This window comes from Sphingomonas sp. Root710 (genome assembly GCF_001429065.1).
Taxonomy (GTDB): Bacteria; Pseudomonadota; Alphaproteobacteria; order Sphingomonadales; family Sphingomonadaceae; genus Rhizorhabdus.
In genome coordinates this window covers 418888-435202 of sequence record NZ_LMIB01000015.1, presented here as the reverse complement: position 1 = coordinate 435202, position 16315 = coordinate 418888, and the positions used below count along the sequence as shown (strand labels likewise).

The following is a 16315-nucleotide window of genomic DNA, read 5'->3' as shown; positions in this document are numbered from 1 at the left end:
CGTCACCGGCGGCCGGGCGCGGCTATTTCACGGCGGTCAGATGCGCGCGCCGTCGCCTGGGCAGGCCCCGCGCATCGACCGCGCGGCTGATCCGTCGTGCCATCGCGGGGTGCGTCCACCGGTCGGCGTCGAGCGCGTGGGCCGGTGCGATTGCCAGGCGCTCCGCCAGCTTCCGGCCGGCCGCGCGGGTCTCTCGCTCGACGAAATTACGTTGCGACCAGGCTGGTCCGGGGTCGGGCGTTTCGATGATGTCGGGACGAATGCCGCCCCAGTCGTTGACGCCGGCCTTCAGGAGCAGCCGGAGCATTCCGGCTGGCTGGAAATCGGACGGGGTCTGGATCGTCATGGCCGGACCGAAGATGAGCCGCGTCGCCGCGATCGTCCAAAGCAGTTCCTCGGCGGGCATCTCTGGACGGGCGGGATGGATCGCGATTCCCTGAATATGGCCATGACGCCGCTGAACGTCGCGGATCGCGGCCAGCGTCTCGATTCGCTCGGTCCTGTCCTCGCCCTTTCCGATCGTAAGGGACACGGTCAGCGGCACGCGGACCCGGGCAGCGGCCCGAATGGCGCCCAGTCCGCGCACCGGGCCCATGTCCGCAACGTGGTGAAGCGGTGCGCCCGGTTCGCAGAGGCGTTCCGATGCACTTTCGAGCACGACCCGCATCGATGCCGAAAAGGGGCGCAACCGGGCATAATCGGCGGCCATCAATGGACCGGGGTCGAGATGGGGCAGCAGCTGTGTTTCCCCGAGGATCGCTTCCGCCGCCTCTGCCAGGCGGTCGAGCGTCGCGCGGTTTGCGGGACGTTCGAGCGTTAGATTAGCCTCTCGGCAGCCCAGCGCCGCGCCACGCCGCGCGCGATCGAGCATGTCGTCGCAGGCGGCCTTGGACGCCGGGCAACAGCGGCAGGCGTCGCGCCCGGTTCCGGTGAGGCGGATATCGATCGCCGGCGAATAGGTGACGACGGGCCCGTGGCCATCCAGCGTCAACGCCTCGGCGGCGGTCATAAGCGCGGGCAGCGGCAGCATGTCGAGCAGTGCGGCCAGTTTCGGGGTTATCCGGCCTGATCGTCGGCGGCCGGTCATGCTCCGGCCATGCCCAGCGCATGGGAAGGATCGTGGAGCACGCCCCTCCTTTGCTCGATTGCTGTCATCGCCTCGGTTGCCGCCATGCGGGGCCATCCTCTGTTTTTCTCGGATTTCCGCCCAGCATGGCAGGGCGGAGCAGACACGCAACCGCACCCGATTTGTTAGAACGGGCTATTCTTTGCCTTTTTGCGATCATCGGCAGACGGGATCATCGCACCAAAAGGATCAACGGATTTCCCAAGCGCTCCGCTCTCCCGCGCACGGCGCAAACAGGGTAGCCAATCGATATCGCCATGCTGAAGGTGCAGTATGGGCTGAGGAGGGATGATCGCGCCATGGGATCGACGATGGCCGCCAAGATATTGGCGCGCGCCGCGGGCAAGGACCGCGCGGATACAGGAGAGGCGCTGCTCGCCAGAGTAAGCCTGATGACGTGCCTCGACGGCACGACCTTCATCGACACCTTCCGCGAACGCGGCCTGAAGGTCTGGGATCCGAAGCGGCTGATCTTCTGCTTCGATCATTTCTTCCAGCCCGAATGGTTTCCGCAGCAGGCGGGCAAGGAGCATCCCAAGATCAAGGCGTTCGCCAAGGAACAGGGCGTTCCGGCGGAGAATGTCTATGATGTCGGGCGCAACGGCATCTCGCACCATATCCCGGTCGAGCAGGGCTGGGCGCTGCCGGGTGCCGTCGCGATCGGCGCGGACACCCAGAGCGCGACGATGGGCGCGGCCAATTGCTTCGCTCTCCCGGCGCTGTTCGGCGTCGACCCGATCATCCTGACCGGCGACATCTGGATGGTGGTGCCGCAATGCGTGCGCATCAACCTGACCGGAAGCCTGCCGGCGGGCCTGAATGGCAAGGACGTGGTCTATCGGCTGATCCATGACCTCGGCGAAACCGTGGGCGGGAAGGTGATCGAGTTTTCGGGCCCCGGGGTCGCCAGCCTGCCGATGGATTTTCGCATGGCGATCGCCAATGGCGCCGTCCAGATCGGCGCGCTGACCATCGTCTTTCCCTATGATCAGGTGCTGGAAGATTATCTGGAAGGGCGCGCGCGCGAGGCGTTCCAGCCAGTCGCGGCCGACGACGATGCGGATTATGTCGCGACATATGACTATGACCTGTCCAGCTTCGAAATGCTGGTGGCGGGCCCGCACGACATCGAGCTGGTGCGGCCGCTTGGCAATGTCCAAGGGCTCGAGGTCAACGCCGCCAATATCGGCTCCTGCTCGAGCGGCCGGCTTTCGGACCTGCAGTTGGCCGCCGATGTGCTGCGCGGCCGTAAGCTGCACCCGGGCGTCCGCTTGGTGGTCACGCCGATCTCCGCCGAGACGCATCGCGAGGCGGCGCGCGCCGGGCTGATCGAGATATTCCTCGATGCCGGGGCGACCGTCACCCAGCCGGGTTGCGGCGCCTGTTACAGCGGCAATCTCTCGCCGCTCAAGCTGGGCGACGGGGAGCGGTGCATCTCGACATCGGTCGAGACGCTGCGCGGCCGCATGGGCAGCCAGGAATCCGAAGTGATGCTGGCCAATGCCGCGGTGGTCGCCGCATCGGCCATAGAGGGACGCATCGCCGATCCCGCCCCCTATCTCGTGCGTGAACTGGAGGCGAGCCATGAAGCTTGAAGGCAAGGCATGGGTGTTCGGCAACGGGCTGGGCGCAACCGACATCGTCTCGGCCAAATATGACAAGGCCGGCATGAGCCATGACTGGGCGGAGTGCCGCAAGCATCTGATGGAGGACGTCGATCCGGCCTTCACCAGCGCGGTTGCGCCGGGCGATATCGTGATCGCAGGCGACAATCTCGGCCGTGGCCACGCCCATTATTACACGGCGTCGGTCATGGCCTGCAAGGAAGCCGGTATCGCGGCGATGCTGTGCGATGGCGTCAACGCCTTATATCAGCGCGCTTCGATCGACCTGGGCCTGCTGACATGGGCTTTTCCCGGCATCGGCTCCTTTGCCCGGACCGGCGACATGATCGAGATCGACCTGGTCACCGGTCATGCGGTGAACCGGACCACCGGCGCGACACAGGATTTCGCGCCCGTGTCGCAAATCATCCTGGACATCGTCGGCGCAGGAGGCAGCCTCGATTGGGCGCTTCAGCGCGTCGCCGCGGCCTGATCCGAAGGAAAATACAGACATGCGCATGTCCACCAAGCTTCGCGCCGAACTGGCCAAGGGACTCGTCGTCGCGCCGAGCTGCTATGACGCGCTGTCGGCGCGGCTGGCGCAGCTCGCAGGCTTCCAGGCGATTCATATGACCGGGCTCGGAGTCGAGGCAGCTCAGCTCGGCGCACCGGACCTGGGTCTGATGACGATGAGCGAGATCGTCCAGCACGCCGCGCGCATGGCGCAGGCGGTGACGATCCCGATCCTGGCCGATGTCGACACCGGCTTCGGCGGCGTGCTCAACGTGGGCCGGACGATCCAGGAGATGGAGCGGGCGGGCATCGCCGGCGTTCATCTGGAGGACCAGGCGCTGCCCAAGCATTGTCCGCTGCTCGCGGGCCGCAAGGTGGTGAGCCGCGCCGAGGCGATCGACCGGGTGAAGGCGGCGCTCGACGCGCGCACCGATCCCGATTTCGTCATCGTCGCGCGGACCGACGGCGACACCATCTCGTTCGACGAGGTGGTCGAGCGGTGCAACCTTTTCCTCGAAGCCGGGGCCGACATGGTGATGCCCATCATCATGCAGGTCGATGGCAAATCCTATTTTGGCCTTCCTCCCGAGGAACAGATGGCGTGGGCGCGCAAGCTGATCTCGCAGATCAAGGGACCGGTGATGAACATGGGGGGCAGCCCGCCGCCCGGCCATACCGTCGCCGATCTGGCCGACGCGGGCTATGCCTTCACCATGTTCGCGAGTTCGGCACTGGGCGTCGCCGCCAATGCGGTGGCGGAGATATTCCGCGACATTCGCGAAAAGGGCACCGACGAGCATTATCTCGCCGCTCACCCCGGTCCGTACAACAACCCGCTCGAACTGATGAAGGCCGCCCGGCTCGACGACTATGTCGCGCTGGAGCAGCGTTATACGGCGACCCTTTAAGGCGATGGCCGCCTATCTGGTGGGCGCGATCGACGTCCATGACGCGGCGGGCTATGCCCGGTATCGCGCCGCGGCGATGCCGCTGATCGCAGCGCTCGGTGATGTCGAGTTGGTGTCGGGAGACGACAATCCGCTGCTGTTCGAGGGCGAGGCGCCCGCGAACCATCTCTTCATCCTGAAATTCCCCTCGCTCGATCGGGCGAGGGCCTTCATGGAATCCGAAGATTATGGCCGATGCATTCCGATCCGGCATGCATCGGCGCACACCCGCTACATCATGGCGATGCGCGGACCGGACGAGCCCTGACCCGTCCGGTTCCGCTCTTGCCGGCTATTGTGCGGTATAGCCGCCGTCGATCGGCAGGATCACCCCGCTGATGAAGCCCGCATCGTCACTCGCCAGGAAGGCGGCGGCAGCGGCGATATCGTCGGCGGTCGGTGTACCGGGCATCGGATTCATCGAATTGAGATAGCCGACAAAACCGTCCGGATCGTCGGCGACCTGCCGCATCCGCTCGTTCATTTCGGTCATCACCGCGGTCGGGGCGATCGCATTCACCCGGATGCCCAGCCGCGCATATTCGAGCGCGCCCTCGCGAGTGAGGTTGGACACGCCCGCCTTCGCCGCCGAATAGGGCGGCAGATTGGCGCAGGCGACGATGCCCGCGATCGACGAGATGTTGACCACATTGCCGCTGCCCTGCTTCACGAACTGGGCCAGCGCGAACTTCATGCCGTAGAAGACGCCGCTCAGGTTGATGTCGAGCACCCGCCGCCAATTCTCCATCGTGCAGTCGTGGATTGGCGCCTGCGCGGATTCGATCCCGGCATTGTTGACCATCACGTCGAGCCGGCCATGGGTTGCGACCGCAAAGGCGACCGCTGCTTCGACCGAGGCGGGGTCGGATACGTCGGTGCGGACGAAATGACCGCCCACCGCGTCGGCGGTCGCCTGACCGGCACTTTCGTCGATGTCGGCGATGATCGCCTTCGATCCTTCGGCGACGAACCGCTCGACGATGGCCTTGCCGAAGCCGGCGCCGCCGCCCGTGACCAGCACGATCTTGTCCTTCAGGTTTTTCACCAGTCTCTCCTGCGCTACGGCCCTGTGTGCCGATCGGGGATCAGGTCTATGGCAGCGTTCGTCCCGCGGCAGCGTCCTGCGGTTGGGGATTTCGGCTATCTCTTGTTCAATCGGAACAAACCGGCCTGCACTGGTGGAATCTCGCCGTCGCGCGTTCCAGACTGACGACAGGCGCGCTAGCGGAGAGGGAAGCCGGCATGAAATATCTGAGCGTTGCGGAGGCGCGCGAACTGGCCGGCCTCCGGCTCGTGCTGACGGCGCATGTGCCCGGGCCCTGGAGCGAGGCGGCCAAGGCGGTCTTCACGGCGCGCGGCCTGGCTTATCACCCGGTCGAGCAGAAGATGCTCGACCCCAATGACGAACTCGTCGCCTGGACCGGATCGCGTAACGCGCCGATCGCAATGCTCGACGATCATCCGCCGGTGACCAACTGGCTCGATCTGGTGATGCTGGCCGAACGGATCGGCAGCGGCCCCTCGCTGCTGCCCGACGCGCCGCTCGATCGAGCGCTCTCCATCGGCCTCTCGGCGGAAATCTGCGCGCCGGGCGGCTTTGGCTGGTCGCGGCGGCTGGTGATGTTCCAGGGCCTCTATGGCCCCGGAGACGTTTCCCCCGAGGCGCCGCCGCACGTCCTGCACATGTGCCGCCAATATGGCTATTCGCGCGCCGCCGCCGAGGCCGCGACCCGCCGGATGGTCGATATTCTCGGCATGCTGGCTGCGCAGCTTCGCGCACAAAGCGAGGCGGGATCGGGGTATCTGGTCGGCGATCGGCTCGGCGCCTGCGATCTGCATTGGGCCTGCTTCTCGAACATGATCGCCCCATTGCCGATCGAGGATGCGCCGATGCCGCCCGCGCTGCACGAGCGCTATTCGGATGCCGGGCCGGAGATCGCCGCTGCCCTCGATCCGATATTGATCGAGCATCGCGACCGGATTTATCGACGCCATATCGGCCTGCCGCTCGTTTTCTGAGCCGGTTCAGCCCTGCTGGCGGAAGGCGTCGACCATTTCGCGGACCCCGTCCTCCAGCGTGTAGCGCGGAACATAGGCGATCTCGCGTCGCGCGCGGCTTCCGTCGACCAGCGGAATTGCCGGGATAAACGGCGGTACCGGATCGGTGTGGACCTGGACAGCCGGACAGACCCGCCGGACGATCTCCAATATCTCCGCGTCGCTATAGTCGCGTTCGGTGGGGACGTTGTAGATGCCGCCGGCGGGCTTCGGACCGAGCATCGCTTCGATCAGGAGACCGGCCATGTCGCGATTGTACATCGGCTGATGAAGCGGGCTGGGCGCCGACATGATCCCGGCAGGCTGGCCGAGCGCGATCGCGCGGATCGCGCTGTTGAAGATGCCGGTGCCGCCGGTCAGCCGGCCCATGCCATAGCTCAGCGCAGGCCTGATGCCGACGATGTCGAGCCCGAGCTCGCGATAGCCCTCGGCGATGACCTCGCACCCCCATTTCGATGCGCCATAGGGTGAGCGGGACACGATATTGTAGCTCTCGTCGACCGCCCGGCCGTCATAGCCGGGCGCGACGCCCAGCGCGACGACGCTGCTCGTCCACACCACGCGCCGCACGCCCAGTGCCAGCGCGGCATCGAAGATGTTGGCGGTGCCGACCGCATTGACCTTGAACGCCCCCGCCGGGTCGAGTTTCGCCTGATCGGTGATGAAGGCGGCGAGATGCATGACATGGTCGATCTCGTTCAGCCGCATTGCGTTGAGCAGCCTGGGCAGGTCGGTCACGTCGCCCGCGACCACGGTCACCCGGTCGCCCAGGTGCGCGATGTTCTCGATATTGGGCTTCAGGTCGTAGGCGGTGACGCTGTGGCCCTGTTCGACCAGCGCTTCGACCGCGCACCAGCCGATGAGACCGGTGCCGCCGGTGATGAGGATGCTCGCCATGTCAGACCGTGATGTAATCGGTGCGGTCGATCGCGGCGTCGGCCTCGGTCCGGCCCAGGCCGTAATCGCCTTCGATCGTGGTGCGCAGCATCCAGCGTTCCTCATCAGGCGGGCAGCCGGTGGCGCTGTGCAGCACCCGCCAATTGTCCCACAGCACCATGTCGCCCAGCCGCCATTCGTGAAGATAGATTTCGCTGCTGTTGACGATGTGATCGGCGACTTCGGCGAGCAGGGCGTCGCCCTCGGCATTCTCCATCCCCTGAATGCCGACCGCGAACCAGGGCGAGACGTTGAGTACCTTGCGGCCGGTCTCGTGCTGTTCGTAGACCATCGGATGAATCACCCGCGGAAAGTCGTCGAGACGGGCCTGAATGCTGGCGACATCGGGGCTTATCCGCACCATCGATGCGTTCGCGGTCCGGCCGAAACGCTGTTGCGCGGCGTCGAGATCATATTTGTAGATGACGTTGAGCCCGTCGATCCGCGCCTTCAGCCGGTCGGGCAGTGTGCGGTAGGCCCCGATCTTGTCGATGAAGCCGGTCTGCCCCATCCGGCTGGGCAGGACGATCGGGCGGAGGATGCCGCCCCGGTTGATCCGGTCGACATAGATCAGGTCCGAATGCCAGGGCAGCCAGGTGCCGCGCAGGTCGCCGTCGACGTCGATCAGCCAGCCGCTGTCGGGCTTGTAGCGGACCGTCATCAGTTCGGGATGCGCGGCGCGCGCCTCGCGGGTCGGATGCTGGACCAGCGTGCCGAACACGCGGCTGAGTTCGAGGTGGACCTCCTCGCCCTCCAGTCCCTCGAAGACGAGCACGCCTTTGTCGATCCACAGGTCGCGCAGCGCCCGCCGGATGCCGCCATCGCCTAGAAGTGCTGGGTCGAGACCGGTGATGCGCGCGCCGAAAGGCAAATCGTCGCGCAGGGGCTGGGTATCGAAAGCGTCGGACATGGTGTCTCGGTCCTTATTCTGCAGCGCGGCGGGCGGCCTGGGCGGAGCGATGCTCACCGACGAGCCTTCCGACCGTCCGGCGCAGGAGCATCAGCTCCATCTCGACGATCAGCATGTCCGCTTCGTCATAGGTGAAGCCGGCTGGTGCGAGCATATATTTGCCGGCAGCGCGGGTGGCTTCGAGCGATCTGCGCCAGGCGGCGTCCATCAGATGACCGTCCTTCGAGAAGTCGATCGCCATGTCGGCGGACAGATCGCCGGGGCCGAACATCACCAGATCGATCCCGTCGACCGCCAGGATCTCGTCGACATTCTCGATGGCCTGCCGCGATTCCAGGATCGGGATCACCATCACATTCTCGTCGGACGCATGAACATGCTCGGGCCAGCCGTCGAGCGTATAGCGCCCTGCGCGGCAGGCCGGGCACATGCCGCGCTTGCCGCGCGGTGCATAGCGGCTGGCGGCGACCGCGGCGCGCGCCTGATCGGCGGTGTCGATATGCGGCACCATCACGCCGTCCGCGCCGACGTCGAGCATCGACTGAATCAGCGTGGGAGAATTATCCAGGACGCGAACGAAGGCGATGATGCCGCCCGCCCGCGCCGCGCGGACATGCTGCTCCACGGCGATCCGGTCGAGTCGGCCATGTTCACCGTCGAGCATCACGAAATCGAAGCCGGCGTCGGCCATTATGTCGGTCGAGGCGGCGTCGAGCGACGATATGAAGATTCCGAAGGGTTGTTCGCCGCGCCCGATCATCGCGCCGAGCCGGCTGCGCGCTTCCAATATGGCCATCTGTCTTCTCCGCCTCCGCTCAGGCCGCCATGCGCGGGCGCGGCGTGAACCGGACCGGCATGTGCTTGAGCACGGTATGCTTGTTGGACACGAGCCATTCGCAAGGGCCCGCGACCGCCATGTCGGGAGTGCGTTCGATGAGCGCGCGGATCATCGCCTGCATCTCCATGCGGGCGAGATGCCGGCCGATGCAGCTATGCTCGCCGAGCCCGAAGCCGAGATGGGCGTTGGGCTTGCGGCCGACATCGAAGCGATAGGGGTCGTCGAAGACGGTCTCGTCGCGATTGGCGGAGACGAGCCAGGCGACCACCCAGTCGCCCTCGCGGATGGTCTGGCCGCCGATCTCGACATCGCGGGTGGCGATGCGGAATTTGTGCATGGCCGGATTCACCCAGCGGACAATCTCGTCGATGGCGAGGTTCATCAGGTCCGGCTCGTCGCGCAGACGGGCCATTTCCGCCGGATTGTTCAGCAGTTCGAGCATGCCGATCGAGACGGTGTCGCGCGTCGTCTCGAGGCCTGCGGCGACGATCGAGAAGCACCACCAGCCCACGTCGCGCTCGCTCAGCTTCTCGCCGTCGATCTCGATATTGCCGATGATGCTCGTGAAGTCGTCGGTCGGCGCGCCGCGCCGGCGCATCGCGAGTTCGAACATATAGTCGAACAGTGCGCGCATATTGAACTGCTGCGTCTTCAGCGGATCGCCGTCGATCTGGTAGGCCGGGTCCTGCGCGCCCAGGAAGGCAGCGCAATGGTGCCGGATCCGCGGCTGGTCCGCCGCCGGCACGCCCATCATCTCGCACACGATCCGGGTCGGCAACTGGGCGGCGACGTCTTCGACCAGATCGCACTCGCCGCGCGGCATGATCTCGTCCATGATCTGGTCGACACAGCGTTGCACCCGCCCCAGCATCGGCGCGATGGCCGGGGCAGAGAAGAATTTGTTGAACGGACGCCGCAGGATCATGTGGTGCGGAGGATCGGTATGTGTCGGGATCGATCCATAGCCGCCGACCAGCAGCTCGTGCTCGTCGGGCTCGCGCGCCGACAGCGGCATCAGCCCGCCCAGGCGCGAGCTGAAGGTCAGCGGGTCGCGCAGCACGGCGACGCAATCGGCGTGCCGGCTGATCGACCAGAAGGGGCGGGCCGCATCGCCGTCGGTCCAGCGCACCGGATCCTCGGTGCGCAGGCGGCGGAAAAGATCGTGATGGCCGCCTGACGCGAAGAACTGCGGGTCGGTCAGCTGGCGATCGATATCGTCGGAGCGATGCGCGGGGGCATCCGTCATGCCGGTCTCCTGAAAAGAATGTCGCCTTGATATCGCAGCTTGCCGCTGCCCGGCGGACGCGCTGTTAAGCGAAGTGGCGACTTCTTTGGGGATCGATCAAAAGCCCGGCGCGGCGATGGCGCGCGCAGCGGCGTCCATGATAGCGCCGGTGGCATCGAGACCGGGAAATGGGGCTTTCATGATGCTGCGGAGCGTGATCCAGACGAAGCCGGGGCGGCAGTTCGTGCAATTCATGCGCAGTGACACCGGCAAGAAGATCGATAAATTCCTCGTCCGTACGACCGGCTTCTCGCTGCTGATGAAGGTCTTCTCGACGATGGTCGGGTTTCCGCCGATGCCGGTGCTGATGATCTATACGATCGGCCGCAAGAGCGGCGAGGAGCGCTCCACGGTCATGCCCTATGTTGAGATGGACGGGACGATCTACCTGATCGGGTCGAACGGTGCGAAACCGCGAGACCCGCTATGGGCCGAGAACCTGCGGGCCAATCCGCGCGCGAAGCTGATCATCGATCGGAAAACGTCGATGCGCCGAGCCCGTTTCGTCGAGCATGGCAGCGATGAATATACGCGGCTTTGGGCGTTCGCGGAAACCAAGACGCCGCAATATACCACTTATCAGAAGAGCACGACGCGCCAGATCCCTGTGGTGGCGATGGAGCCGGCCTGACGCCGGCTCCCATGTCCCAGTCTTACCGGAAGGCAGGCATCACTTCGCGTCCGAACAGTTCGATCTGCGCGCGCAACTGCTCATATTGCTCGCCATGCGCGCCGCGGCCGAAGTCGACGATCAGATAGTCGCACCCGGTCGCTTCGACGCAGGATTTGAGCGCCGCGATGCAGTCTTCGGGCGTGCCGCCGATGATCTGGTCGGGCGGCAGGTCGGCCAGCGTCAGTGTCTGCCCTGAACTCAGCTTGTCGACGAAGGGCTGGTCGAACGGAACGCCGAGGCGGACATAATCGCGATAGACGTCGAGGATCGGCGGAAGCCATTGCTCCTCGACCTGGTGGCGGGTCGGCCCGATCCCGATCTTGCGGTTCAGTGCCACCGTTCCCGCCCGGCCATGCGCGCGGGATTCGGCGCGGAAGCGTTCGATCTTGGGCGCCAGCGACGCCGCGCTCTCGATATTGTCGGTCAGCCAGCCGTCGCCCAGTCGTGCGGCGCGGCTGATGGCGGGGTCGACCTGCGCGCCGATCCAGATCGGCGGGCTCGGCTTCTGCACCGGCTTGGGCGTGACGTTCGCGCCGTTTACCCGGAAATGCGCGCCCTTGAAATCGACCGGCTCGTCACTCCAGGCGCGGCGGACGATCTCGATCGCCTCCTCGAAGCGGCTGACTCGCTTCTTATAGTCTAGCCCGATCTGGTCGAACTCATAGGGGCGATAGCCGATCGCGGCGCCCAGGATGATTCGGCCGTCGGAGATCTCGTCGACCATTGCCACCTGCTCGGCGATGTCGAGAGGATCGTGGAGCGGCAGGATGCAGATGTTGGTGCACAGCCGGAGCGTCGAGGTGCGCGCCGCGATTGCGGCCAGCGCCACCATCGGCTGCGGCGAATCCACGCGCTCGGGCGTGAAGCGGTGATGGCCGACCGTGCCGAAGTCGAAGCCGAACGCCTCGGCCATCTCGGCCAGTTCATAGGTTCGTTCCCAGCGCACCTTCCATCCGCCGGCTGGCTCGCTGGATCGTGGAAACCCGGTCAGGGTGGGGATGGACAGGCCGAACTTCACGCGATGATCCTCCACTATATCGTCTCGGATCACGATTAGGCCGCCCGCGCGGCCGCCGCAGATGGATTGGCTTAGCTTTTAGCATCAAAGCTTTTCCATTCGACCGGCCCCCTCTTGCACGCGCCTTCCGTCCGATGTGCATGGTCCGCATCACAGCAGGCTTCGAATATCGGGAGGCGAGGATGATCGAGCTTTTCTACTGGACGTCCGCCAATGCGCAGAAGGTTTTGATCTTCCTCGAGGAGACGGGCGTCGAGTTCAAGCTGACGCCGCTCAACGTCGGCAAGGGAGAGCAATATGCGCCCGATTTCGTGAGGATATCGCCGAACAGCCGGTTGCCGACGATCATCGATCATGCGCCCCGGATTTCCGGCGAACCGGTGCCGATATTCGAATCCGGCGCGATCCTGCTCTATCTTGCGGAGAAATATGGAAGCCATCTGTCCGCCGATCCGCTCATACGGCTGGAGACGCTGCAATGGCTGATCTGGCAGGTCGCGGGACTCGGTCCGATCGGCGGCCAGGTCGTTCATTTCCGCAACTATGCGCCTGAACCGATCGACTATGCGCTCAAGCGCTACGGTGCGGAGCATGATCGCCTGCTCGCCGTGCTCGACCGCCGGCTCCAGGGACGCGATTTCATCGCCGGTGACTATTCAATTGCGGACATGGCGTGCTTCCCCTGGATTTTCGCCCATGCCCGGCGCGATCAGATCGATCTCGATGCGGTGCCCGATCTGAAGCGCTGGTTTCTGGCGATCCGCGATCGGCCGGCGGTGCAGCGCGCCTATCAGACGATGTTCGATTTCACCGGCAGCCCGGTCGTCAAGAACCACGGGATGATGAGCGAGGACGAGCGCCGGATCCTGTTCGGGGCACATGCGGTCAAATGAGGCGGCTCGACGGACGGGTGGCGATCGTCACCGGGGCAGCGCGCGGCATCGGTCTTGCGTGCGCCGAAAGGCTGGCGGAGGAAGGCGCCGCCGTCATGCTGTGCGACCTGCAGCGTGAGGCGGGTGAGGCCGCCGCGGCGGCGATCCGCGCTGCGGGCGGCGAGGCCGCGTTCACGGCTTGCGACATATCCGATGAGGCGGCGGTCCAATCGTTGATCGAGGCGGCCGTCGGCCGCTTCGGCAAGGTGGACATAGCCGTCAACTCGGCGGCGAAGATCCAGCTCGTCGATTTCTTCGAATTGACCAGCGCGATGTTCGCAAGCGAGCTGGAGGTCAATCTGCAGGGGCCCTTCTATCTGGGCCAGGGCGTCGCCCGCCATCTGGTCGGCCGCAAGGCGGCGGGATCGATCATCAATATAACGTCAGTTGCCGCCGCACTCGCGGCGGGGGCTCAGGTCGCCTATTCGGCATCGAAGTCCGGGCTTGCGGGGCTGACCCGCGCGATGGCGGTCGCGCTCGCACCCCATGGCATCCGCGTCAACGCCGTTGCGCCGGGGTCGACGCTGACCCCGGCTGCCGACGCCGTGCTCAACCATCCCGACATGAAGGGGCCGATGCTGGCGCGCACGCCGCTCGGCCGTTATTCCCGGCCGGACGAGCAGGCGGCGGCGGTGGCGTTTCTCGCCAGCGACGATGCCAGCTATATCACCGGACAAATGATTTTCGTCGATGGCGGGCGGACGGTGCTCAACCACACCATGGATGTCCAGCACACGGACAAGGTGCCGCAGCCCTGGGAAACTGCCGATTTTCCCGTAACTTGATGAAGTTCGCGGCGATCGATCCATTTTGCACCGAAATACAAAATGAAGCTCTCTTACGAAAATCGAAACGACACTATCAAAAACCGACCATCGGTTAAGACATGTTTGCCGGCTGCTTATCCGTCCGGAGAGACGCGGGTCGAAGAATACCCGATATTGCCATGAGAGGGGTGGAAAGATGATTTCCAGAAAGATTCTATTGCTGACGGCAAGCGCGATGGTTGCGTTGCCGGCCGGCGCATACGCGCAGACGGCGGCCGCGCCGCAAGCCGCCGTGGACGATGCCGACATCGGCGAAATCGTCGTCACGGCGCAGCGCCGCGAGCAGGCGCTGTCCGACGTCGGCATGTCGATCAGCGCAATCGGCGGCGAGGCACTTCAGACCCGCAATTTCAACAATGTCTCGGACCTGTCCAAGCTGGTTCCCGGACTTTCGGTCAGCGACAGCGGCTTCTCGACACCGATCTACACGCTGCGCGGCGTTGGCATCAACGAGCCTTCGATCGGCTCGAGCTCTTCGGTCGCCATCTATGTCGACGAAGTGCCGCTCGCTTATCCGGTGATGACACAGGGCACAGCGCTCGACCTGCAGCGCGTCGAAGTGCTGAAGGGCCCGCAGGGCACGCTCTATGGCCAGAACTCGACCGGTGGCGCGATCAACTATATCGCCAACAAGCCGACCGACGAATTCGCTGCTGGCATCTCGGCCACGCTCGGCCGTTTCATGCGCGGCAATGTCGAGGGCTTCGTCAGTGGCCCGCTGGCGCCGACGCTGAAGGCGCGTGTCGCGGTGCGCGGTAGCTTCGGCGATGGATGGCAGGAAAGCCTCTCGCGCAACGACAGCCTCGGCAAGGTGCGCAACTATACCGCCCGCGCGATCCTCGATTGGGAGCCGTCCGACAATTTCAAGGTGTCGTTCAACGCCAATGGCTGGATCGACAAGTCGGACACGATCGCACCTCAGCTGGTCGCGGTGTTCCCGGGTAACTCGTTCAATGTCGACCGCAATCTCGTAGTCGTCGATGGTGCCAATCCGGCGAGCTGCAGCGCTCCGGTCGGCCGTCTACCGGGTTGCCCGATCAATGCGCTGACGGGCACGCGCGTCACCGCGGCGAACAATCCGGTCATCACCCGCCCCGAATTGCTGCCCGGCCGCAATCCACGCGCGGCTGATTGGGATGCGGGCCGCGACTTCGATCGCGACGACAGCTTCTGGCAGGGATCGGTGCGTGCCGAATGGCAGCTCAACGACACGATCGCGCTGACCTCGATCACTTCCTACGCCAAGCTGAAACGCGACCAGACATCGGAATTCGACGGCACAGCCGTCTCCGAAAATCTCGCCAATTTCCAGAAGGGCGAGATCAAGTCCTTCGCGCAGGAAGTCCGCATGACCGCGGACTTCGCAAACATCCACTGGCTGGTCGGCGCCAATTACGGCAACGACCGTACCAATGACGACGTCACTCAGTTTCTGCGCAACGCCTCGGCGGTGCAGAACATCTTCGGCTTCCCGTCGAACGGCGGCCGGATCCTGGCGCGCCAGCGTATCAAGAACTGGGCAGTGTTCACCAGCATCGATGCCGAGCTGACCGACCAGCTGACCTTGTCGGGCGGCATCCGGCTCAGCGAGGATACCCGCAAGTTCCGCGGCTGCGGCGCGCCGATCGACGCCTTCTCGACCCCGGCCTATACCGCGCTCATCAACACGTTCCGCGCTGGCGCGGGGCTGCCTCCCATCCCCCAGCTCGTCGCCGGACAATGCTACGCGGTCTATACGACGGCGGCGGTGCAACAGCAGGATACCGCCGGTCTTCCGCTGCTCACGCCGGGCTTCGCCAATCGTACGCTGAAGGAGGACAACGTTCCTTGGAACGTCAACCTGAACTTCAAGCCGACACCGAGCTCGCTGGTCTATGCGCGGGTCAGCCGCGGCTACAAGGCGGGCAACTTCTCGACCCTGAACACCACCGACCATGTCGCCTATAATCCGGTGGTCCAGGAAAAGCTGACGGCCTATGAGCTGGGCGGACGCTTCCGCCTGGGTCGGATGTTCAGCTTCGAGGCGGCGGCGTTCCGATATGACTATATCGACAAGCAACTGCGCGCCCGCGTCTTTGTCGGCCCGCCGTTCGGCAACATCAACGCGCAGGATACCATCCCCAAATCGCGCCTGAAGGGCTTCGAGGCTTCGGCCACGCTGCGCCCGATCGAGGGTCTGACCCTGAGCGGCAGCGGGACCTACATCAAGAGCAAGATCCTGCGCTACACCGGCCAGACGGTCGACGGTATCCTGCAGGATCAGGCCGGATCCCCGTTCAACTTCACGCCGAAGTACAGCTTGAACGGTGACATCAACTACGAGCATCCGGTCAGTGCGACGCTCAATGGCTTCATCGGCCTGAACGTCTCCTATCGCAGCAAGACTTCGGCCGTGTTCACGCCGCCGAATACGCCGCAACCCAACCTCGCGCCGTTCAAGATCGACGAATATACGTTGATCGACGGACAGCTCGGCGTCGAGGATGCCGATGGCCGCTGGAAGGCGTTCATCTGGGGCAAGAACATCTTCAACAAATATTATTCGACGAACGTGGTTCGCGTGTCGGACGTCATCGTCCGCTTCGCGGGGATGCCGGCGACCTACGGCGCGACCGTCTCCTACAAGTTCTGACGTGACGCAGGGGCCG

General features: G+C 64.8%; 16 protein-coding genes. 9 read left to right on the top strand and 7 right to left on the bottom strand.

Annotation, left to right across the window (positions count from 1 at the left end; translation table 11 throughout):
* Nucleotides 1-22: 22 nt before the first annotated feature.
* Nucleotides 23-1087, bottom strand: a complete 1065-nt coding sequence (locus ASE00_RS17155) for a hypothetical protein (RefSeq protein WP_056382515.1) — start codon at nucleotides 1085-1087, stop codon at nucleotides 23-25.
* Between the two features lie 296 nt (nucleotides 1088-1383).
* On the opposite strand from ASE00_RS17155, the gene ASE00_RS17150 reads away from it, so the two are divergent.
* The 4 genes from ASE00_RS17150 to ASE00_RS17135 are packed head-to-tail and all read left to right on the top strand — an operon-like array spanning nucleotide 1384 to nucleotide 4458.
* A complete protein-coding gene (locus ASE00_RS17150) occupies nucleotides 1384-2721 on the top strand; it encodes a 3-isopropylmalate dehydratase large subunit (protein WP_200957955.1) in 1338 nt (445 codons plus the stop codon).
* Nucleotides 2711-3223, top strand: a complete 513-nt coding sequence (locus tag ASE00_RS17145) for a hypothetical protein (RefSeq protein WP_056382512.1) — start codon at nucleotides 2711-2713, stop codon at nucleotides 3221-3223. Before ASE00_RS17150 ends, ASE00_RS17145 begins: the two co-directional genes overlap by 11 nt.
* 19 nt (nucleotides 3224-3242) lie before the next feature.
* Nucleotides 3243-4151 carry an isocitrate lyase/PEP mutase family protein gene (locus ASE00_RS17140; RefSeq protein WP_056382510.1) on the top strand — a complete coding sequence of 303 codons (909 nt, stop codon included), beginning with the start codon at nucleotides 3243-3245 and terminating at the stop codon, nucleotides 4149-4151.
* Nucleotides 4152-4155: 4 nt separating this feature from the next.
* Complete coding sequence (locus ASE00_RS17135; protein WP_056382509.1) at nucleotides 4156-4458, top strand: DUF1330 domain-containing protein; 303 nt, start codon at nucleotides 4156-4158, stop codon at nucleotides 4456-4458.
* Nucleotides 4459-4482: 24 nt separating this feature from the next.
* On the opposite strand, the gene ASE00_RS17130 is transcribed toward ASE00_RS17135, so the two are convergent.
* Complete coding sequence (locus tag ASE00_RS17130) at nucleotides 4483-5235, bottom strand: SDR family NAD(P)-dependent oxidoreductase (protein ID WP_056382507.1); 753 nt, start codon at nucleotides 5233-5235, stop codon at nucleotides 4483-4485.
* 197 nt (nucleotides 5236-5432) lie between these two features.
* Here ASE00_RS17130 and ASE00_RS17125 point away from each other — a divergent pair, with 197 nt between their 5' ends.
* On the top strand, nucleotides 5433-6209 hold the full coding sequence (locus ASE00_RS17125) for a hypothetical protein (RefSeq protein WP_056382505.1): 777 nt from the start codon (nucleotides 5433-5435) through the stop codon (nucleotides 6207-6209).
* A gap of 6 nt (nucleotides 6210-6215) precedes the next feature.
* Here the strand turns inward: ASE00_RS17125 and ASE00_RS17120 are convergent, their stop codons facing one another.
* From ASE00_RS17120 to ASE00_RS17105, 4 genes are read right to left on the bottom strand one after another with little or no spacing between them, the layout of a single operon-like run.
* Nucleotides 6216-7145 carry an NAD-dependent epimerase/dehydratase family protein gene (locus tag ASE00_RS17120; protein ID WP_056382504.1) on the bottom strand — a complete coding sequence of 310 codons (930 nt, stop codon included), beginning with the start codon at nucleotides 7143-7145 and terminating at the stop codon, nucleotides 6216-6218.
* 1 nt (nucleotide 7146) lies between these two features.
* Entirely contained in the window at nucleotides 7147-8094 is a 948-nt protein-coding gene (locus ASE00_RS17115) for a TauD/TfdA dioxygenase family protein (RefSeq protein WP_156405477.1), read from the bottom strand.
* 13 nt (nucleotides 8095-8107) lie between these two features.
* Nucleotides 8108-8890, bottom strand: coding sequence for an HpcH/HpaI aldolase family protein (locus ASE00_RS17110; protein ID WP_056382500.1), 783 nt, complete (start codon nucleotides 8888-8890; stop codon nucleotides 8108-8110).
* Between the two features lie 19 nt (nucleotides 8891-8909).
* The gene (locus tag ASE00_RS17105; protein ID WP_056382499.1) at nucleotides 8910-10178 is read right to left on the bottom strand and encodes a cytochrome P450; all 1269 of its coding nucleotides are present in this window, start codon (nucleotides 10176-10178) and stop codon (nucleotides 8910-8912) included.
* A 178-nt stretch (nucleotides 10179-10356) separates the two neighbouring features.
* Between ASE00_RS17105 and ASE00_RS17100 the strand changes: the two genes are divergently transcribed.
* Nucleotides 10357-10848, top strand: a complete 492-nt coding sequence (locus ASE00_RS17100; RefSeq protein WP_056382497.1) for a nitroreductase/quinone reductase family protein — start codon at nucleotides 10357-10359, stop codon at nucleotides 10846-10848.
* 22 nt (nucleotides 10849-10870) lie between these two features.
* On the opposite strand, the gene ASE00_RS17095 is transcribed toward ASE00_RS17100, so the two are convergent.
* Complete coding sequence (locus ASE00_RS17095) at nucleotides 10871-11908, bottom strand: LLM class flavin-dependent oxidoreductase (protein WP_162256485.1); 1038 nt, start codon at nucleotides 11906-11908, stop codon at nucleotides 10871-10873.
* Nucleotides 11909-12090: 182 nt separating this feature from the next.
* Between ASE00_RS17095 and ASE00_RS17090 the strand changes: the two genes are divergently transcribed.
* From ASE00_RS17090 to ASE00_RS17080, 3 genes are all read left to right on the top strand, one after another.
* Nucleotides 12091-12801 carry a glutathione S-transferase N-terminal domain-containing protein gene (locus ASE00_RS17090; RefSeq protein ID WP_056382664.1) on the top strand — a complete coding sequence of 237 codons (711 nt, stop codon included), beginning with the start codon at nucleotides 12091-12093 and terminating at the stop codon, nucleotides 12799-12801.
* Nucleotides 12798-13625: an SDR family NAD(P)-dependent oxidoreductase gene (locus tag ASE00_RS17085; protein ID WP_056382493.1), complete on the top strand. Its 828-nt coding sequence runs from the start codon at nucleotides 12798-12800 to the stop codon at nucleotides 13623-13625. Before ASE00_RS17090 ends, ASE00_RS17085 begins: the two co-directional genes overlap by 4 nt.
* A gap of 178 nt (nucleotides 13626-13803) precedes the next feature.
* Nucleotides 13804-16299, top strand: coding sequence for a TonB-dependent receptor (locus ASE00_RS17080; protein ID WP_082594786.1), 2496 nt, complete (start codon nucleotides 13804-13806; stop codon nucleotides 16297-16299).
* Nucleotides 16300-16315: the final 16 nt, after the last annotated feature.

Excerpts from the sequence above, each read along its gene's own strand:
- ASE00_RS17155 (WP_056382515.1), bottom strand. The coding sequence starts at position 1,087 with ATGACCGGCCGCCGACGATCAGGCCGGATAACCCCGAAACTGGCCGCA.
- ASE00_RS17150 (WP_200957955.1), top strand. The coding sequence starts at position 1,384 with ATGCTGAAGGTGCAGTATGGGCTGAGGAGGGATGATCGCGCCATGGGA.
- ASE00_RS17145 (WP_056382512.1), top strand. The coding sequence starts at position 2,711 with ATGAAGCTTGAAGGCAAGGCATGGGTGTTCGGCAACGGGCTGGGCGCA.
- ASE00_RS17140 (WP_056382510.1), top strand. The coding sequence starts at position 3,243 with ATGCGCATGTCCACCAAGCTTCGCGCCGAACTGGCCAAGGGACTCGTC.
- ASE00_RS17135 (WP_056382509.1), top strand. The coding sequence starts at position 4,156 with ATGGCCGCCTATCTGGTGGGCGCGATCGACGTCCATGACGCGGCGGGC.
- ASE00_RS17125 (WP_056382505.1), top strand. The coding sequence starts at position 5,433 with ATGAAATATCTGAGCGTTGCGGAGGCGCGCGAACTGGCCGGCCTCCGG.
- ASE00_RS17120 (WP_056382504.1), bottom strand. The coding sequence starts at position 7,145 with ATGGCGAGCATCCTCATCACCGGCGGCACCGGTCTCATCGGCTGGTGC.
- ASE00_RS17115 (WP_156405477.1), bottom strand. The coding sequence starts at position 8,094 with ATGTCCGACGCTTTCGATACCCAGCCCCTGCGCGACGATTTGCCTTTC.
- ASE00_RS17110 (WP_056382500.1), bottom strand. The coding sequence starts at position 8,890 with ATGGCCATATTGGAAGCGCGCAGCCGGCTCGGCGCGATGATCGGGCGC.
- ASE00_RS17105 (WP_056382499.1), bottom strand. The coding sequence starts at position 10,178 with ATGACGGATGCCCCCGCGCATCGCTCCGACGATATCGATCGCCAGCTG.
- ASE00_RS17100 (WP_056382497.1), top strand. The coding sequence starts at position 10,357 with ATGATGCTGCGGAGCGTGATCCAGACGAAGCCGGGGCGGCAGTTCGTG.
- ASE00_RS17090 (WP_056382664.1), top strand. The coding sequence starts at position 12,091 with ATGATCGAGCTTTTCTACTGGACGTCCGCCAATGCGCAGAAGGTTTTG.
- ASE00_RS17085 (WP_056382493.1), top strand. The coding sequence starts at position 12,798 with ATGAGGCGGCTCGACGGACGGGTGGCGATCGTCACCGGGGCAGCGCGC.
- ASE00_RS17080 (WP_082594786.1), top strand. The coding sequence starts at position 13,804 with ATGATTTCCAGAAAGATTCTATTGCTGACGGCAAGCGCGATGGTTGCG.